The following is an 18,329-nucleotide window of genomic DNA, read 5'->3' as shown; positions in this document are numbered from 1 at the left end:
GCGGCTGTAGCTCAGCTGGATAGAGTACCTGGCTACGAACCAGGCGGTCGGAGGTTCGAATCCTCCCAGCCGCGCCATATTAAACAAAAAGCCCCGCCGAGAGCGGGGCTTTTTGTTGCCTTACCACATTAGATCGTCGGGGATCTCATATCCGGCATAAGGGTCATCATCCCCCTGATCGTCACTCTTGCGGTCATGCAACACCACCACGGCACTTTCGTTCCGCTCCATGATCTTGCGGGCTACGCCCTCAGCTACCACTTCGTAGGCGTCGTTCACGAAGACAATAGCCAGCCTTCCCCGTGACAGTTGATCCACCATGGTGTCGTCCACAAAGAGCTTCTTGATTTTCTTGTCGTGGACAAACTGATAAGAGGTCTCACCCCGCGAGCGATCAAGACGATTGGTTTCGACCAGTTGCCGGATCTGGGCCTGGATGGCCTTTTTCTCAGCCTGCTTCTGGCGCTCAAGGTTTAATTGCCGATCCCGTTCTGCTTTCTCTTCCCGTGCCTGACGGGCACGAATTTCCGCTTCATTGACCTCAACCGCTCCCTTGGGCTGTTGTTTGCGTTTTTTATGTTTCTCGTTGCGAATGGCTTTGGCCTTTTTCTCGTCGGCCAGGCCGGCTTTCAACAACTGATCCTGTAGTGATGGCATGAACGGCTCCGTGAGTGTCTGCAATTTCTGGTAAACTTGGCCCCAAGTATACGCCCGCAGCGCTGCTGGTCGAACCCATCCTTTATTTATCCATTTGCCCCCGGGAATTTCTTTTATGCCGTCATTCAGTCAGTTGGGCCTTTCCGAGCCAATGCTCGCGAACCTGTCGAGGCTTGGCTTTGAAAATCCGACACCGATTCAGTCCGGCGCCTTGCCTCATGCTATGGCAGGTAAGGACTTGATCGCCATGGCGCAGACCGGAAGCGGCAAGACGGCGGCGTTTGGCATTGGCCTGGTGGAAAGGCTGAATCCGCGACGCTTTTCGGTGCAGGGGCTGGTACTTTGTCCCACACGTGAACTGGCGGACCAGGTGTCGAAGTCGCTGCGTGAGCTGGCAAGGGCCCGTGACAACGTAAAGATTCTGTCACTGTGTGGTGGCGTGGCTATCGGCCCCCAGATTGGCTCCCTCAGCCACGGCGCTCATATTGTGGTGGGTACTCCAGGGCGCATTCAGGATCATTTACGAAAGGGCACTCTGAAGCTGGACCAGCTCACAACCCTCATCCTGGATGAGGCGGACCGGATGCTGGATATGGGATTCCAGGACGCGGTGGAAGACATCATCAGCCAGGCGCCCGCAAAACGGCAGACCCTGATGTTCTCGGCGACGTGGCCCGAGAATATCCGCAAGTTGAGCGAGCAATATCAGCATACGCCGGCTGACGTCAGGATTGAGAGTCAGGCTGTTGAATCCGATATTACCGAGCGATTCTACGAGATCGCGCCCGGACAGCAAGTCCAGGCCGTCGCGGCGCTATTGTCGTTACACCAACCAGCGTCCTGCATTGCCTTCTGCACCACGAAACAGCAATGTGATGATGTCGCCAATGAGCTGAACGGCCTCGGGTTTGCGGCGCTTCCGCTTCACGGTGATCTGGAGCAGAGGGATCGTGACAGTGTTCTGGTTCGTTTCGGCAACCAGAGCTGTTCCGTGCTCGTGGCGACCGATGTGGCGGCCCGCGGTCTGGATATAAAATCTTTGCCGTTAGTGGTTAATGTGGAGCCGGCCAGGGACCCGGAAGTACATACTCACCGAGTCGGTCGAACCGGCCGGGCCGGGGAGCAGGGGCTGGCGGTCACCTTCTGCACCCCGTCGCAGGCCCATAAGATTAACCGGCTGGAATCCGGGCGTAAGCAAGCCGTGACCTGGGGGGATACAGGCAAGCTGCTGAAAACTGCGTTGCAGCCGCTGGAGCCGGCGATGAGAACCCTGTGTATAGCGGGTGGGCGCAAAGACAAAGTCCGGCCAGGAGATGTGCTTGGTGCGCTGACCGGTGAGGCTGGGCTGCCCGGGGCCGTTGTAGGCAAGATCGATCTATTCGATTTTCAGTGTTTTGTGGCAGTGGAGAAGGCATCAGCCGCCACGGCCCTGAAAAGGTTGGAGCAGGGGCGTATAAAGGGCCGGAAAATGCGTGTGCGGTATGCATGAATGAGAATGATTTTTGCCCACTCCAGGCCCGTCAGTACGGGCCAGAGAGCTCGGAAACCACCTATTGAAACCGCCAATTAGGTTGCTCAGTGAGTCGGAAAACGGTAAATTACGCGGGATTTTGCCCCCCGAACTGTCCGAATGGCTGGTAAAACCACGCTCCTGGCGAGGCCTGGCCAAGGGCTCGGGAAAATCAACAACTCAATACAGGTAGCTATTTGTTATGAGTGAGCTAATGTCACAAGCCATCGATCTGATGGTCGCAGGCATGGGGTTTGTCTTCGTATTCCTGATCATATTGGTGTTTGCAACCCTGCTCATGTCAAAACTGGTCCATCGGTTCGGCCCGCCTGAACCCGTTGCTCCGGCCCGTACTCCACGTGCAAGGCCTTCGGCGCCATCGTCGGTTGATCCTGACACCGCTGAAGCGATTAAAAAAGCGATTGCACAATACCGGTCACGCCACAAGAAGTGACCTGGCAGATAGATTAGAACCTTTAAACAGAAGGCTGACACGATGACTGACACAAAGAAACCGCTGGGGATTACGGACGTTATCCTGCGTGACGCCCACCAGTCCCTGCTTGCCACCCGCATGCGGCTTGACGACATGCTGCCCATTGCCGAGAAACTCGACAAGGTTGGTTTCTGGTCTTTGGAATCCTGGGGCGGAGCTACCTTCGACTCCTGCATCCGTTACCTGGGCGAAGATCCCTGGGAGCGCATCCGTGAACTGAAAAAGGCCATGCCTAACACCCAACAGCAAATGCTGCTGCGTGGTCAGAACCTGCTGGGTTACCGTCATTACGCCGATGATGTGGTCGACCGTTTCTGTGAGCGTGCTGCCGAGAACGGCGTAGACGTGTTCCGGATTTTCGACGCCATGAACGATCCGCGTAACCTGGACCGTGCCATCAAGGCCGTTCGTAAGACTGGCAAGCATGCCCAGGGCACCATCGCCTACACCACCAGCCCCGTGCACACCATCGAAATGTGGGTTGAAATGGCGAAAGAAGTGGCCGACATGGGCGCGGACTCCATCGCCATCAAGGACATGGCCGGTATCCTTAAGCCTTACGTAGCTTTTGATCTGGTCAGCCGTCTGAAGAAAGAGCTGGATATTCCCATCCATATGCAGTGCCACGCCACCACCGGCATGTCTACCGCCACCGCCATCAAGGCCGCGGAAGCCGGTATCGATAACGTGGACACCGCCATTTCCTCCATGAGCATGACCTACGGCCACTCGCCCACCGAGGCGGTTGTTGCCATCCTGGAAGGCACAGATCGTGACACCGGCCTGGACTTGACCCTGCTTGAGGAAATCGCCAGCTATTTCCGCCAGGTGCGTAAGAAGTACGCGAAATTTGAAGGCAGCCTGCGTGGCACCGATTCTCGCATCCTGATTGCTCAGGTACCGGGCGGCATGCTGACCAACATGGAAAACCAGCTGCGAGAGCAGAACGCGAGCGACAAGTTCGACGAAGTTCTGGATGAAATTCCCAAGGTTCGCGAAGACCTGGGCTTCATTCCGCTGGTCACTCCGACTTCCCAGATCGTGGGTACCCAGGCGGTACTGAACGTTCTGACCGGTGAGCGTTACAAGTCCATCTCCAAGGAAACCTCCGCCATCCTCAAGGGCGAGTACGGCGCTGCGCCGGCGGCCATGAATAAGGAGCTGCAGGAGCGCGTTCTGGATGGCAAGGAAGTGATGACCTGTCGTCCGGCCGATGTGCTTGAGCCGGAAATGGACAAGCTGACTGACGAGCTGAAGAAGCTGGCGGAAGAGAAGGGCATCAAGCTGGCCGACAATGTTGAGGACGACGTGCTGACCTACGCACTGTTCCCGCAGATCGGCCTGAAGTTCCTGGAAAACCGTAACAACCCGGATGCATTTGAGCCGGTTCCGACCGCTGAAGACGCAGCACCTGCCAAGAAAGCTGAAGGCCCGGAAACCTACACTGTCGATGTTAATGGCAAGAAGTATGTTGTTGCGGTGTCCGAAGGCGGTGAAATCAGCCAGATTCAGGGTGAAGGCGGTGCTGCATCCGCACCTGCTGCTTCCTCTTCCGCGCCTGCACCGGCTGCGGGTGAAGGCGAGCCCTTGGTCGCGCCTCTGGGCGGCAATATCTTCAAGGTTCTGGTATCTCCCGGCGACGCCGTGGAAGAGGGCGATGTGCTGATCATTCTCGAAGCCATGAAAATGGAAACCGAGGTTCGGGCACCGAAAGCCGGTACCATCGGCGAAGTCTTCATCAAGGTCGGTGATGCCGTCTCCCCTGATGATGAAATGCTGACAATCGCATAAGGGCCAGCATTCCATGGATAAATTAATGACACTCTGGACAGGTAGTGGCCTGTTCAATATGGAACTTGGCCAGGTGATCATGATCGCCATCGGCCTTCTTCTTCTGTTCCTTGCGATTCGCAAGGGGTTCGAGCCTCTGCTGCTGGTACCCATCGGGTTCGGCGGTATTCTGGCGAATATTCCGGAGGCAGGACTTGCCCTGACTGCGGCGGAGAACGCGATTCATTTCGCCCTGAAGAGCGACACTACGCAGGTGCTGGCCGCACTGGCTGCGCCGCTGGATGTTGCTTATCAGGCCGGCCAGGCTATTACCCCTGAGCTGAAAGAAGCCTTCAAGGTGGCGGTCAAAGAGGCCAGCTACTCCGACATGGCGATGGCAAATGCCATTGCCCAGGACTTCGGCTATGGCAATGGCATGCTGTATAACTTCTATTCTGTGGTTATCGGTAGCACCATTGGTCCGCTGGTGATTTTCATGGGTGTCGGCGCAATGACGGACTTTGGCCCGCTATTGGCGAACCCCAAGACAATGCTGCTTGGCGCTGCAGCCCAGTTCGGTATCTTCGGAACCGTTTTGGGTGCTGCATTGCTCGATTGGCTGGGTATCCTGGACTTCACCATCCTTGAAGCCGCCGCAGTCGGTATTATCGGTGGTGCGGATGGTCCTACCTCCATTTATGTGTCCAGTGTTCTGGCACCGCACCTGCTCGGGGCGATTGCAGTTTCGGCTTACGCTTATATGGCGATGGTGCCGATGATTCAGCCGCCGATCATGAAGGCGCTGACCAGCCAGAAAGAGCGGGCCATCAAGATGTCCCAGCTCCGCCCGGTGAGCAAAAAAGAGAAAATCGTGTTCCCGCTGGTGGTACTGATTGCGGTGGTTCTGTTCCTGCCGGACGCTGCGCCGCTTCTGGGTATGTTCTGCTTTGGTAACCTGATGCGCGAGTGTGGCGTGGTCGAGCGCCTGAGCGATACTGCCCAGAACGCACTGATCAATATCACAACGATTTTCCTGGGCCTGTCGGTTGGCTCCAAGCTGATGGCTGACAAGTTCCTGGATGCGCAGACGCTGGGTATCCTGGGCCTGGGTATTGTGGCCTTTGCTGTGGGTACTGCGTGTGGTGTTCTGATGGCGAAGCTGATGAACCGATTCACCAAGGAAGCTATCAACCCGCTGATTGGTTCCGCTGGTGTGTCTGCGGTGCCGATGGCTGCAAGGGTATCCAACAAGGTCGGCCTTGAGGCCAACCCGCAGAACTTCCTGCTGATGCACGCTATGGGGCCAAACGTGGCCGGTGTTATCGGCTCTGCGGTGGCTGCAGGTGTGATGATCAAGCTGCTTAGCTGATTGTTTCACTTCAGCACCTGAGAGAAGGCCCCGCTTTTGCGGGGCTTTCTTGTTTTAGTCGCCTCCGCAATGGTGCTTCATCAATGAAAATCCCGGGAATTAACCGGTAACGTCTGAATCAGATGGCTCAAATCCGACAGCCTTCCTGCCATCACGTGAACAATATCGCCTTCTCTTTCCAGGATCCCTTTCACATGTAACAGCCGGGCCGTTATCAACGGCTTGCGCTGCCGCCGTGCGGTTTCCAGCCAGACCACCACGTTTACGTTTCCAGTTTCATCTTCCAGGGTAACGAAGGTGACGCCGGAGGCGGAGCCGGGGCGTTGGCGGCCTGTGACAAGGCCAGCAACCTGAACCGGTCGGCCAGGCTGGATATTCTTGAGTTGTTCCGCGCTGAGACAGAACTTCAGGTGCCCCTGTTCCCGGAGCAGGGCCAGGGGATGGCGCTGCAGGGTCAGGCCCTGGCTGGCGTAGTCGGCCAGTACGTTCTGGCCTTCCGTGGGTTCGGGCAACTGGTAACAGTGTTCTGGCTGGTAATGAGCCGCTGTCTCTTTGGCAAAGAGCTCCGCGGGCTGTTCGTGCTCAAGCAGTTGCCAGTAAGCCTGATGGCGATTAGTGGTAAACGCTGGCATGGCGTTAGCGCCTGCGAGCAGTTCCATGTCGCGTTGGTTCAGGCCGGCCAGGTGACGTAGTTCGGCGGTGGACCGGTAACCTTCAGCCGGGCGATTGTTGTAAAGGCGCTCGGCGCCGCTGGCAGAGAGGCCCTGTATGAGCCTGAGCCCCAGACGTAAATGACGATTAGGCGACTCCAGGGTGTGATTCCATTGGCTGTGGTTTACATCCGGTGGTAGCACGGTGACGTCATGACGACGGGCGTCCTGGACCAGTTGGGACGGTGAGTAGAACCCCATGGGCTGGCTGTTGAGCAGGGCGCAGTAAAAGGCAGCTGGATAGTGGCGTTTAATCCAGGAGGACACATACACCAGCAGCGCAAAACTGGCGGCGTGGGATTCGGGAAAGCCGTAACCGCCGAACCCGCAGATCTGCAGGTATAACCGTTCGGCGAAATCGGCATCGTGGCCCCGTTCCAGCATGCCGTTGATCAACTTGTCCCGAAATGGCGTCAGGTCGCCGTGAGACTTCCAGGCAGCCATCGCACGGCGGAGTTGGTCGGCTTCACCGGCAGAGAAGCCAGCGGCCACCATGGCCAGCTTGATCACCTGCTCCTGGAAAATAGGCACACCCAGGGTGCGCTCCAGAACGTTCCGTACAGCGTCGTTGGGATAGTCCACCGGCTCCAGGCCATGCTTGCGACGCAGATAGGGGTGAACCATGTCACCCTGGATAGGGCCGGGGCGGACGATGGCCACCTCGATCACCAGATCGTAGTACTTTTCCGGTTTCAGACGCGGCAACATGTTGATCTGGGCACGGGATTCCACCTGGAAAACACCGATGCTGTCGCCTTTTTGCAACATGGCATAGGTGGCGGGATCTTCCAGGGGAATATCCTGCATGGAAAAAGGAGCACCCTTTTCCTCACTGATCAGGTCCAGGGCCTTGCGGATGGCCGTGAGCATGCCCAGGGCAAGCACGTCCACTTTCATCAGGCCCAGGCTTTCCAGATCGTCCTTGTCCCACTGTATGACGGTACGGTCCGCCATGGCGGCGTTCTCCACCGGTACCAACTCGGCCAATGGCCCGGCACTGATGACAAAACCACCGACATGCTGGGACAGGTGGCGGGGGAAGCCCAACAGGGTATTCACCAGGGTAAAGAACTGGTCGGCCACTTTCGGGTTGCGGGTGAGGTGTTTGTCGAGAATCTGCTGGCGCCAGTTGCTGGCCTTGTCCCGCCAATCGATGCCTTCCAAAAGCTGTTCCACCATGGCGGGATCAAAACCCAAGGCTTTGCCCACATCCCGGATGGCGCTGCGCGGCCGGTAGCGGATCACCGTGGCGGCCAGGGCTGCGCGTTCCCGGCTGTAACGCCGGTAGATGTACTGGATAACTTCTTCCCGCCGTTCATGCTCGAAATCCACATCAATATCGGGTGGTTCACCGCGATCCTTTGATATGAAACGCTCGAACAGCAACTCCACACGGGCCGGGTTGACCTCGGTGATGCCCAGGCAATAGCACACGGCAGAGTTGGCAGCCGACCCGCGGCCCTGGCACAGAATGCCTTTGCTGCGGGCGAAGGCGACAATATCCTGGATAGTGAGGAAGTAGTGCTCGTACTTCATCTCTGATATCAGGCTTAGTTCCTTGCGTATCAGCCTCTGAACGCTTGGTGGCGTGCCGTTTGGGTATCGCCGGCGTTCACCGTCGTGGGTCAGTTGTTTCAGGTAGGCCGCTGGCGATGTTCCGGCCGGCACCAGATCCGGTGGGTATTCGTACCGCAAGCTACCCGGTTCGAAAGTACATTGCTCAGCAATTACCAGGGTTTCCCTGAGCCAGGCTTCCGGAAACAGGCGATCAAGAACCGGTAATGGTCGAAGGTAGCGCTCCCCGTTCTGGAACAGGCAATGGCCGGCGTTCTCCAGGTTGGTGTGGTTGCGCAGGGCTGTGAGCACATCCTGCAACGGTTGCCGCTCGCGGCTGTGCATATGCACCTCTCCGGTGGCGGCTATCGGACAACGCAGGTGGTCTGCCAGCCAGCGTGCCCGGGCCAGTTGCTGCTCCTCTCCGGATTCAAGAGTGCGGGCTGCGGCTATCCAGAGATTCGGCTCGAACAGGCGCTGAAGCCATTCACCACAGGCCAGGGCCTGGTCTGCATCTGCAACGGTGGGTGAGGGTGGCAGCCACAGGCACACACAATCGTCCAGGGAATGGGTCTCGATATCCCGGAAGAATAACCGGTACTGGCCTTTCTCCGCTTGCCGTCGGCCAGTGGTGATCAACTGGCAAAGCTGACCATAACCCTTGCGGGTGCGGGCCAGCAGGATGAAGCGGGGAGTAGCCGCTCCGGGTGGGGCATCGTCAAGTTCAAACCAGCTGCCGGTGATCAGCTTTACCGGGCTGTCTTTCAGTGCGGCCCAGGCCCGAGGAATGCCAGCCACTGAGCAGGCATCTGTGATGGCCAGTGCAGAGTAGCCCAGCTCCAGTGCTTGCTCGGCCAGTTCATGGGGATGTGAGGCCCCGGTCAGGAAGGTGAAATTGCTGAAGCAGAAGAGTTCGGCATAGCTGAAGTTGTCCATCAGCCAAACCAGCCATGCACAAACCAGCCATCCCGCACATCCCGGAACACCCAGGCAAGCTGGCCGGTGGACAGCTCGGCAATGTAATAATCCCGGTGAACCCGCTGGCCATCCCACCAACCTCCACTGATCCGTTCCGGGCCCGAAAACCACATGGTCGGAGCTTCGGCCAGCGGTTGTGGCCCTTTGAGTAACCATAAAGGACGACGGGGTAACTGGTCGGGAGAAGGAAGGCGGCTATGATTTTTCCGCTGCACTTCGGAGGCCGACCAGGCCCGTTCGGGCCGGTGATCCGCCTGCGGCGATAACTGCCGTAATGAATGTCCGCCAAGCCGTGCCTGCAGACGGCTGATCAGGGTGTGCCAGGCTTCGTTCAGATCCTGCGTTTCACCCAGAAGATCCTGGCCAGGGGCCACTTCCCGCCCCAGGAAGCGTTTAACGGACAGCACTAATGAGATCACCGGAGCCCTTAACGGGTGCTGCTCAAACCGTAGGCGGATAAGATTCAGAAATGCTTCGGCCCGATGCTCGGGGCCGGAGGTGCGAACCCGAATGCGGGTAGGCTCCTCATGCCGGTGCTGCAGGACCAGCAGCAGGCTGTCGGTATCCTGCTGTCGCCAGCACAGGTCTTCCTCGAGTTCTGACAGAATGCGCTGCAGGGGGAACAGCAGGCCCTGGGACTGCTCAATCTCCTGCACAAAATCCGCCTGCTGGCGAAAGGTGTGGGGCGGTTGCCAGGGTGTTTGTGGGTCCGCGCGGTTACCCTGGATCTTCTGCACATACGCGAGGGTTTCCGGCGACAGACGGCGGGCCAGTTCACTGGCAGGCAGTGCGAAGACCTCATCCAGGGTGTTCAGGCCGAGCCGTTGCAGACGGGTACAGGTTTTGTCATCGAACTCTGCCGTCAGCAGGGGCATCTGCCCCAGTGTACGCAGGATATGGCCTTTGTCCGCCGTGCACTCGCCCTTGCCGGCCCGGGCAATCAGCCGGGCGGCCAGTGGTGTGTGGCCGATGGCTGTCCAGGCGTTAAGCTGGCGTTCCTCCAGCCCCTGTTCCACCGTTTGCCAGACGGCTGCCAGCCCACCGTAAAGCCGCTGCAGGCTGCCCACTTCCGCCAACAGGCCATTCGGGGGTACCAATACGATATGAGCCGCGTACCGGTATAGCCAGCGCGCCTGGTCTTCCAGTATCCGGGCTTCCTGTTGGTGGTCCGCCCTGAGCATACGCAGCTCCGGAACCAGGCTGATAGCGGTTTTCAGGCGCATGCCAGCGCGTACTCCCTGGGCATAAGCTTCCGGGCAGGCCTGGATAATCTTCTGGCCGGAGCCTTCCACAACAGCCAGCGCTCCCTGGTTTTCGCGGGAGCGGCGAATATGGTCGAGCAACAGGTGAGGAAAATGCAGGTACAGCCAGAGCATGATACGCCTTACCCGGTCTTGCCGGCCCAGGGGCCCTGGACCACCCGGGGGGCTTCCCGGAAGGCCAGATCCGCCCGGTGAGACATGGCTACGGAGCAACATTGGCCGGGCCAACTGCCGCGACGTTTCAGAACATTGACCTTGAGCGCCTGTTGACTTCCTGCCGTCAGATCCAGGCGTAGCGCCGCCGGGGAGTTCTGTTCGGCATGACGCCGTTCGCGGAACAGCACGCACACATTGCTGCCGGCCTCCGCAGCCAGTTGCAAGCGCCGTATGTCACGGGCAGCCAGTTTTCCGGGCCAGGCCATCACCAGGCCGGTGACTGGTGAGCGCAGGCAGTTTTCCAGTGTCCACAGGAAGTCGCCATCGTCTTCGGTGTTGATCAGTATGACCTGATCCAGATTGACCCCTTCGCGGGCCAGGGCAGGGGCGTAGGGTGTATGGGGAGGGTTCAGCCAGAAGACGGTCTTACCTGCCTGAGAAAGCCGTTGCATCAGGGGTAGCAGCAGGTGCAGCTCACCAATGCCGGGCTCATCCAGCAGGCACTCACTCAACGCCCCACGGGGCCAGCCAACACCGCCGAGCTGGTTGTCCAGCACCTGGTAACCGGTTGGCTCCGTTGGCCGACCAGTGCGGGTATGGTGCTGACCCTGCCACACACGGTCGTCCTGCATCAGCGTATTCAGAATCTCGCTCATGGAAAGTTCTCTATATACTGTTTAAATATACAGTATTCTGAAAAAGACAGGATTTCAAGCAGTGGGTTGATAATGTGGCGGAACGAACCCACGCTTAGTAGTACAGCCATCAACCATGGAGGTTGAAATGAGTGAACTGACGAAACAAAGCTGTGAAGCCTGCAGCGCAGATGCTCCCACAGTCACTGCCGATCAGAAGCAAGCCCTGGGTAAAGATGTACCCGACTGGCAGGAGATTGAGCTGGACGGGGAGGAACAGTTACAGCGAGTGTTCAAGCTCAAGAATTTCGCCCAGGCCCAGGCATTTACCAACAAGGTGGGTGACCTGGCCGAAGAGGAAGGGCACCACCCCGCCATCCTTCTGGAATATGGCAAGGTCACCGTACGCTGGTGGACCCATAAAATCGGTGGCCTGCACAAAAACGATTACATCATGGCGGCGCGCACCGACGCAGCCTACAAAGACATGCAATAATTCACCAAACCCACTGGAAACAGGATGTGTAATGGCTGAAGACCGTACAGATAACCCACTAACCCTCCGGTTAGGCCATGAAGAACTGGTTATACGGCGCCGTTACGAAGTGCTCAGCATCATCAATGATTTCCTGATCGCCATCTGGTTTCTGGTGGGCAGCGTCCTGTTTCTGTTTCCCGAACACGAGAAGGCGGCCATCTGGCTGTTCATTATTGGCAGTTTCCAATTCCTGATTCGCCCCACCATTCGCCTGATCGGGCATATCCACGTACAGCGCATTCCGGAAAGCCGCTGGGAAAGTTAGAAAGCGTCGTCTATCGGGCTGCGAACTCCAAAGCCTCCTTTACGAACCACATGTGTAATAGAAATTGCTCCACCTCTTTTGCCGAACAAGCGGAAGGATGCTGCATACCGTGAAAACGGATGAAGCGCTTGATCCAGTGGCAGTACGTCTGTTCAGTCTTGTAGGCCATATTTCGGCTACGAATCAGTGTGCGCAGCTGATCCATAAAGCGGGTAGGGTTGTCTGGCAACTTTGGTGGGACATCCAAAATCATCGGCTCAGCCTCCATGCTGTTTATTTATACAGCATTTTAGGCCTGCTTTTGGGTTATTTCACGGTGAAAAACGGAGATATACGACAATTGTCGCAAAACTTCGTAAATTTTGTGCCAATGAGCTGACAACTCTATGAAAGATATGGAATAGTCGTTGATGATCTATTTCAGATAAGCGAACAGGCGTACTGGGTGAAACTTGACAATTGACGCTTATTTTTCAGACTGGTCAGTTGTTGAATATTTTAATTTATTGAAAATAAAAGAAAATTGTGGTCGGTGATCTAGGTGCATGGAAATAGGCGCGTTTTGGGTAAATGTCATTTGTCGTTGAATTAGCTGTTATATTCTTTGAGAATCGAAGTTTTAACTGGAAAATGCTATGTGGTTTATTGAGACATTTGTTTATCCCGCGTTAGGTGGTGCTGCGGGAGCTCTGTTAGTTGCACAGTTTCTTGCAAGAAAGCTAATCGAACATAGATTTGAAAAAGATATGGCTAATTTTCAAGCAACTTTGACTGAGAAAACGGAGAATTTGAAGAATTCGTTGTCAATATTTGCCCACGAAAGAAATACCCAAAACGCCAGAGTCGATTCGCAAACAGCAGAGGCTATACATACAGTCTACAGTGCAATGTGTGTGCTATTAAAAAACGCAAAGCAATTCGCCAATGGCAGCCCTGCTCCTGTTTCTGCTCTAGAAGAGCATGAAGGAATCGATAGTCAAAAGGCTCGCGAATTTCGATATTATAAAGAAAAAGCCGAACTAACGAGCAGCGCAGCCAAAACTCTAGAGTCAACATTGTTAGATAATGCAATTTTTATCGAATCTGATGTGTATGAAAAAATTGAGAACTTAAGTGAAAGATTCTTTAGATTATCAAACTCGTATATACAGATTATAATTGATGAGCAGTGTGGCCGAGACGAGATTGAGGAAATTGTAGATGATCTTGAAGCTAAGCGTGACGCGCTAAGCCGCTATTACAATGGGGAGCTGTCCGCGTTGGTTGATGAGATTGTAATAGTATTTAGAGACAAGTTGGGTATAGAAAAAATATAACCAGTGCAGGCACGGCGACGCCCACTACATTGCGCCTACGGCTCCATTCCGTGGGCGCGCATGCTGCAAGCGTTAGCAGTCTTTTCACCAAGCTTGGAGTTGGGATAAATTTTGTATGAGCAATAAGGGTTACTTTGGAAAAATAAAAACAGGAGGAAGCAACTCTTCTATTGGATTTGCTTACCAAGATCTGTGTGCGGCCTTTTATTTTCTAAAGCACCTTAATGTGAGCGAGTTCAATTCTATCGGAATAGAAACAGATGATGACTTTTCACTGCTGTTTGACAATAAGAAAATAAATGTTCAGGTCAAGTATGAAGAGCTATCAATACCAATTGTTAAGAAATATATTTGTGAAAATCAAATTGTTTTAGGGCCATCAAAAAATAAAAGCTTGTCGACGCTTCTCTCTTACTTAAATCAATATAGAAATAATAAGTTCTCTAGTGAGGATCTTCTTTCAAAGATATCAGTATCGGAAGATTTTAGAGAGGTTTTAAAGCGGAATGGCACTGCAATAGAAAATGTCAGGGAAATTCCTAATACTTGGAGTGTTGACGTTCTTCCTGAAGATAAGATTAGAGAGATAATTAAATTAGAGATGATTGAATGGGGTATTGATCACTCTCTTTTATTAGATGCGGATGAATGCTTAAAAGAATTGATATTTATTATATATGAAAGTCGCAGTGAGAGGGGGTATATAGAAAGATGTGACATTGAAAATATTTTTAAAAAACACTCAAAAAAACTTATCCTCAAAGAAGAGGGTGGAGCATCGTTAAATTTTCTTGAAAATTTGGATTTAGAACATAGTGAGATTTTAAGCAGCGTTAATTCAAAGGTTAGCAAGGCAGAAACCTTTCTCATCGATGGCCATTATGAAGAGGCTTTAAGAGAATATATAGAGTTATCTAAGGCAGTGAAATCCGAGAAACTGTATATAAAGTGCGCTGGAATTTTGCAGATTTTGGGTGAAATAGATAACGCCATACTCTACTGTGATAATGCTCTAAAGATTAATCCTTTGTACGCCATGGCCTTAGCAGTAAAGGGGACTTTAGTTGCTGAGAAAGGAGATGACGACTTCGCTTTAGAGTTATTGAAAAGCGCTGAGTTCCAGGATAACACTGATCCTTTCATTATTTATAATGTCGGTGTCGCATACCTAAATTTAAGAAGTGTTGACGAAGCGGTAAGTTACTTTGAGAAAACAATAGAGCTGAATTCTAATTTAAGCTCGCCGCATCTGAATCTTGGCGTTTGCTATTTCAACAAAGGAGTGTTTTCCGAGGCAGCTAAACATATTGATTTTGCCTTGCTCCTAGAGCCAGGACTTCCAGAAGCATTGTCTCAAAAGGGTGAAATAAAACGCTTTTATGGGGAGGTGGATGAAGCAACTAAGCTCTTTGAAAGGTGCTTGCTTAATACTCCGGACAATCTCGTCGCCAATTTAGGCTTAGCTTTTTGCCTGATAGAAAAAGGCGACCCACTGGGGTTTGGGCATTTGGTATTGAATTATCAGAAGCAGCTCTCTGAACTTGAAGTAGATAAGTCATTAGTAATTGTTGATATCGGTTGGGAAAGAACGTTATCAATTTCAATAAAAAATATAGATAGATCCTCATATTTGGTAAATTATGACGGTCTTGAAGTCTATGTTCCCAAGCCAAACAAAGATCGGATTGCTATCGGTGTTCTGAATACACAAGAAATCGAGCTTCCTCTGATCATGAAGTCTTACACTGACTTAAATTCTTACAAAAATGCAGTTAATGCTATTAAGCTAAGCCAACCTATAGATCTATTTGTGTCCGCGAATGGTTTTGTTAATGGAAAATCCGACCATTGTGAAATTAAGATTGATTTACAGCACTATTCTATATATGGAAAAACGGATAAGAGCGATAACAAGGGGTATCGTGCTTTCATAGATTGTTTTGATGGGTGGTTCCTGCTAGTAGTTACCCATGACGAATCGAAACAGCAAGAAAGTTTTAATGTGGTTGGATTGGAGTGCAACTGAGCAATATTCACTGCTAACAAGCGCATTAATTAGGACGCTCACAAGTTCGCGCCAATTATGCGGGCGTTGGGCGTAAAACAAAAGGTAGGGTTCGAATGAGGGAAAACAGGGCATTAATCGTGGTAGCCATAGTTGCTGCTATGATTCTTCTGGTCCCTATTGTCGGCTACGTACTCATGTATGGGAGCAGCCCAGTTTACTCGCATGAAAAATGGGCCCAGTTCGGTGATTTTTTTGGAGGATTGTTAAATCCTCTTTATGCATTTCTGGCTTTTCTCGCCTTGCTTTACACGATCAACATACAAAGAACCGAGCTAAAACAAGCGCGTGCGGAATTTCGACGCTCCGCGGACGCAGCGCAGCAGCAAATTGACCATCTTAAGCTCTCTGCAAAACAGGAGGATCTGATCAGGATAATTCAGCTCATCGACCAGGAAATTGGTCAGCTTCGACAGACCTTGGTGTCCGAGCCTGGGACCCAACCAGAAATCACCATTGATCACATCGCTCATGAAGTCTATCGCCAATCAAACGGACAGCTGCCAACAGGCGCGTTTGCGAAGTTTTTAACCGTTGCTCGAACACCTGGCACAGTCGTAGAGGCCCTATACACGCAGCTTACTACGGCAATTTCGGAGTTGAGTAGTTACCTTCAGGAGTTGGAGGGCATTTCTGACTCACAGGGTTCAGTGGTTCAATATTTCAAGCGCAAAAATGAGCGAGTCGTCGGTTTAATACGCAGTGCTGGGGGCGTTGATCAAAAGGTATTGTCGTACTTTCAAGCACGGTGACGGTCGCCCAACAAAGCGCTGTTGCCGGACAATTTTTCCACCGCTGCGCGGCTCCAAAATTGCCGCAAAGCTCAGCATTATGTGTTACTGACATGAATAATCGCTACTCTGCTTTTGACGTAGTAATGATGACCGGCTTCGTGCTGATAATCGCCGCGATGGCAGTGACCATTTTCATCAAGAATACAGAGCCTTTTGAAATTTTGGTCTCTCTGGGCCTGTGGATCATCGTATCCTTTTTCATTTTGGTTCTCGTGCATGGCACCATCAGAGGGGTTCCGAGAAACAAAATAAAGATACCCAAAGGATTGGCCGTGCTTACGTTCGCTGTCAGTGGCGTACTGTTTTTTTCGGCCTGGCTGGTGAGTACCACATAACCAGTCAATTAAGTTCGTTCCGGCCTGCGGCCTCCACCGGACGGCCCTGTCGGGCCGCCGCTTATTTTCGGCGTTATGTGTGCATCAAATGACTGGAACAAAGTGGGTTTTCATAGTCTGTGCCATAGTATCTAGCGGCTATCAGGGTGCCTGGTTTTTATGGAAAGCCATGGGTTGGCAGTGGGATACAGTGGCCAATATTCCGGGCTTTGCTATCTTGCTGCTTGCATGGCCATGGTCGTTGGCTGGCGCCCATTTTCAGCCAGAACTTCAAGAGTACATCGGCGAAGCCCCGCGCCAAATGGTTACCGTTGCATTGACGGCGTTGGGTTTTGCATTCAATGCAGCACTTAGCTACGCGATATTGTCGGGAGTGACTCGCAGGCTCAGAACACATAACCAGTAGTTGTAGTACGTTCCGGCCTAACGGCCTGCACCGGACGCCCTTTTCAGGGCGCAGCTAAACAATGGCATTACAAAGCAAGGGAGAGTGCGTAGTAATGATCGCCAGGGAATGGAAGTGCCGAGTGCCTGAAGCCCACAGTTCGGGATTCACTGGCTATCTTTACGAAACCGGTATCAAGGATTCGTCTGCAACACCTGGCTTTCTCGGTGCTCAAATTTTCCGTCGTTCACTAGCCGCCAAAATTGAACTTATCCTGATCACGTACTGGGACAATCTGGAGTCCATCAAGGCGTTTGCTGGCAACGATATTTCGCAGGCACGCTTGTACCCGGAAGATGAGGTTTATGAGCTTGAGCCTGATCTTTTGGTGCAGCACTATGAGGTCATCGAACATCAGCTTTCGGCAGAGCAGCGGGGGTAAACGGGTGCACTTGCTTTGTAACCAGTCGTTCAAGTTCGTTCCCGGCCTGACGGCCGTCCACCGGACGTCCTTTTCTCCGCTGCGCTCCAAAAAGGTCGCCGCTTAACATTGGCGTTATCTGAAAGGAACACCATGAAGCTAAAGGTTGAGCATTTAGATGACAAAGGAAATTTCAGAGATCTAGAATTTGATTTGTCGTATCTTCAGTTTACGAAGCACTTAGCCTTTGCGGGTATGGGGGTCAATCGGTCTCTATATAATTTGTTTAGGTTCTCGGGGTTCATGCTTGAGTTCGTTCAGTACTGGAGGTATGGCGCTGATTATTTTTCGGTGCCAGATGTCATTTTTCATGACCCAACTGAACTTGGGCAGATATCCAATAGAATTGGCAAAGGGCTGGCAGATTTTCTAGCAAAAAGAATCTATGGCGCTAGGTATACCCATAATTATGAGGATGCAATGGTTCAGCATGGGCATCCCATTAAGGGTAAAAGGCCAGACCTATACTGTGACACGCGATCAAGACAATTTGCCGTTGAAGCAAAGGGTTATAAGGTTTCATCGGTGTCAGCTAACAAGATGCTTGACCATAAGTCGCAGTCAAGACAAGGACCAATACCAGTTCATTTTTCAGTGGCAAGTGTTGCTTACAACTTATATGAGTCCCCAGCTGTTAAATTTCACGATCCAGTAGGTGAGGACATTGAATACTCTGAAGATATCAATCGAAAGTTAATAGCAATTTACTATCGCTCAATTCTAGACTCTGTTGAGCAGCTAGGTATGCAACCTTCAAATCAGATTGATGATCTTCCGCAAGGCTTCGTCGCCTATCGCATACCCTTTCTTCCACCGAGGGGCTCGTTGTACCTATTGCTTCATAAATCGATAGTCGAAGGTATATGGGGGGAGCTAAATGAGTTTCGCTCAGACTATGACGAAGATGATTTTTTAACATATATCGATGTGGATGGGGTTGGCTTGTGTATCAGATAACAAACGCGTCAATTAGGACGTGGACTTCCCCCACTTCAGTAGACACGCATCGATAACTCCTCAACAGGAGAAGAGCGATGCCGAAGATGATCACGG

Annotated in this window: 18 protein-coding genes and 1 tRNA gene; 14 read left to right on the top strand and 5 right to left on the bottom strand. The window is 52.8% G+C overall.

What is annotated here, in order from left to right; all coding sequences use genetic code 11:
- Positions 1–77: transfer RNA gene (locus tag JJO78_RS19785), tRNA-Arg, on the top strand.
- A 43-nt stretch (positions 78–120) separates the two neighbouring features.
- On the opposite strand, the gene JJO78_RS19780 is transcribed toward JJO78_RS19785, so the two are convergent.
- Positions 121–657, bottom strand: coding sequence for a DUF2058 domain-containing protein (locus JJO78_RS19780; protein ID WP_151981883.1), 537 nt, complete (start codon positions 655–657; stop codon positions 121–123).
- Positions 658–772: 115 nt separating this feature from the next.
- Here JJO78_RS19780 and dbpA point away from each other — a divergent pair, with 115 nt between their 5' ends.
- From dbpA to JJO78_RS19760, 4 genes are all read left to right on the top strand, one after another.
- The gene (gene dbpA, locus JJO78_RS19775; RefSeq protein WP_151981885.1) at positions 773–2,146 is read left to right on the top strand and encodes an ATP-dependent RNA helicase DbpA; all 1,374 of its coding nucleotides are present in this window, start codon (positions 773–775) and stop codon (positions 2,144–2,146) included.
- Between the two features lie 223 nt (positions 2,147–2,369).
- Positions 2,370–2,621: an OadG family protein gene (locus JJO78_RS19770; protein WP_036206745.1), complete on the top strand. Its 252-nt coding sequence runs from the start codon at positions 2,370–2,372 to the stop codon at positions 2,619–2,621.
- A gap of 42 nt (positions 2,622–2,663) precedes the next feature.
- On the top strand, positions 2,664–4,454 hold the full coding sequence (gene oadA, locus JJO78_RS19765) for a sodium-extruding oxaloacetate decarboxylase subunit alpha (protein WP_075195257.1): 1,791 nt from the start codon (positions 2,664–2,666) through the stop codon (positions 4,452–4,454).
- Between the two features lie 13 nt (positions 4,455–4,467).
- The gene (locus tag JJO78_RS19760) at positions 4,468–5,802 is read left to right on the top strand and encodes a sodium ion-translocating decarboxylase subunit beta (RefSeq protein WP_369810904.1); all 1,335 of its coding nucleotides are present in this window, start codon (positions 4,468–4,470) and stop codon (positions 5,800–5,802) included.
- 80 nt (positions 5,803–5,882) lie between these two features.
- On the opposite strand, the gene JJO78_RS19755 is transcribed toward JJO78_RS19760, so the two are convergent.
- Genes JJO78_RS19755 through imuA form a run of 3 tightly spaced genes read right to left on the bottom strand, consistent with a single transcriptional unit; the run spans position 5,883 to position 11,118 of the window.
- Complete coding sequence (locus JJO78_RS19755) at positions 5,883–9,002, bottom strand: error-prone DNA polymerase (protein WP_151981887.1); 3,120 nt, start codon at positions 9,000–9,002, stop codon at positions 5,883–5,885.
- The gene (locus tag JJO78_RS19750) at positions 9,002–10,420 is read right to left on the bottom strand and encodes a Y-family DNA polymerase (RefSeq protein WP_151981889.1); all 1,419 of its coding nucleotides are present in this window, start codon (positions 10,418–10,420) and stop codon (positions 9,002–9,004) included. Before JJO78_RS19750 ends, JJO78_RS19755 begins: the two co-directional genes overlap by 1 nt.
- Before the next feature lie 8 nt (positions 10,421–10,428).
- Positions 10,429–11,118 (bottom strand): translesion DNA synthesis-associated protein ImuA, encoded by a 690-nt coding sequence (gene imuA / locus JJO78_RS19745; protein ID WP_151981891.1) that lies wholly within the window; start codon positions 11,116–11,118, stop codon positions 10,429–10,431.
- Positions 11,119–11,245: 127 nt separating this feature from the next.
- Between imuA and JJO78_RS19740 the strand changes: the two genes are divergently transcribed.
- Positions 11,246–11,593, top strand: a complete 348-nt coding sequence (locus tag JJO78_RS19740; protein ID WP_040474671.1) for a 4a-hydroxytetrahydrobiopterin dehydratase — start codon at positions 11,246–11,248, stop codon at positions 11,591–11,593.
- Positions 11,594–11,624: 31 nt separating this feature from the next.
- Entirely contained in the window at positions 11,625–11,900 is a 276-nt protein-coding gene (locus JJO78_RS19735; RefSeq protein ID WP_036206757.1) for a YrhK family protein, read from the top strand.
- A gap of 10 nt (positions 11,901–11,910) precedes the next feature.
- Here the strand turns inward: JJO78_RS19735 and JJO78_RS19730 are convergent, their stop codons facing one another.
- Positions 11,911–12,069: a phage integrase N-terminal SAM-like domain-containing protein gene (locus JJO78_RS19730; RefSeq protein ID WP_264986098.1), complete on the bottom strand. Its 159-nt coding sequence runs from the start codon at positions 12,067–12,069 to the stop codon at positions 11,911–11,913.
- Between JJO78_RS19730 and JJO78_RS19725 the strand changes: the two genes are divergently transcribed.
- From JJO78_RS19725 to JJO78_RS19695, 7 genes are all read left to right on the top strand, one after another.
- A complete protein-coding gene (locus JJO78_RS19725; RefSeq protein WP_226910033.1) occupies positions 12,010–12,279 on the top strand; it encodes a hypothetical protein in 270 nt (89 codons plus the stop codon). The two genes, JJO78_RS19730 and JJO78_RS19725, sit on opposite strands and share 60 nt — an antisense overlap.
- 256 nt (positions 12,280–12,535) lie before the next feature.
- Entirely contained in the window at positions 12,536–13,216 is a 681-nt protein-coding gene (locus JJO78_RS19720) for a hypothetical protein (RefSeq protein ID WP_273624505.1), read from the top strand.
- A 115-nt stretch (positions 13,217–13,331) separates the two neighbouring features.
- On the top strand, positions 13,332–15,242 hold the full coding sequence (locus tag JJO78_RS19715) for a tetratricopeptide repeat protein (protein WP_151981898.1): 1,911 nt from the start codon (positions 13,332–13,334) through the stop codon (positions 15,240–15,242).
- A gap of 95 nt (positions 15,243–15,337) precedes the next feature.
- Positions 15,338–16,033 (top strand): hypothetical protein, encoded by a 696-nt coding sequence (locus tag JJO78_RS19710; RefSeq protein WP_151981900.1) that lies wholly within the window; start codon positions 15,338–15,340, stop codon positions 16,031–16,033.
- 92 nt (positions 16,034–16,125) lie between these two features.
- Positions 16,126–16,410, top strand: coding sequence for a hypothetical protein (locus tag JJO78_RS19705; protein WP_151981902.1), 285 nt, complete (start codon positions 16,126–16,128; stop codon positions 16,408–16,410).
- A 500-nt stretch (positions 16,411–16,910) separates the two neighbouring features.
- Complete coding sequence (locus JJO78_RS19700; protein ID WP_151981904.1) at positions 16,911–17,237, top strand: antibiotic biosynthesis monooxygenase family protein; 327 nt, start codon at positions 16,911–16,913, stop codon at positions 17,235–17,237.
- A 132-nt stretch (positions 17,238–17,369) separates the two neighbouring features.
- The gene (locus JJO78_RS19695) at positions 17,370–18,233 is read left to right on the top strand and encodes a hypothetical protein (RefSeq protein ID WP_151981906.1); all 864 of its coding nucleotides are present in this window, start codon (positions 17,370–17,372) and stop codon (positions 18,231–18,233) included.
- The last annotated feature ends 96 nt before the right edge of the window (positions 18,234–18,329 follow it).

This window comes from Marinobacter sp. DS40M6 (assembly GCF_028581595.1).
Lineage (GTDB): Bacteria > Pseudomonadota > Gammaproteobacteria > Pseudomonadales > Oleiphilaceae > Marinobacter > Marinobacter salarius.
Note: the sequence above shows the minus strand (reverse complement) of the source record. Positions and strands in the feature narration are given on the sequence as shown.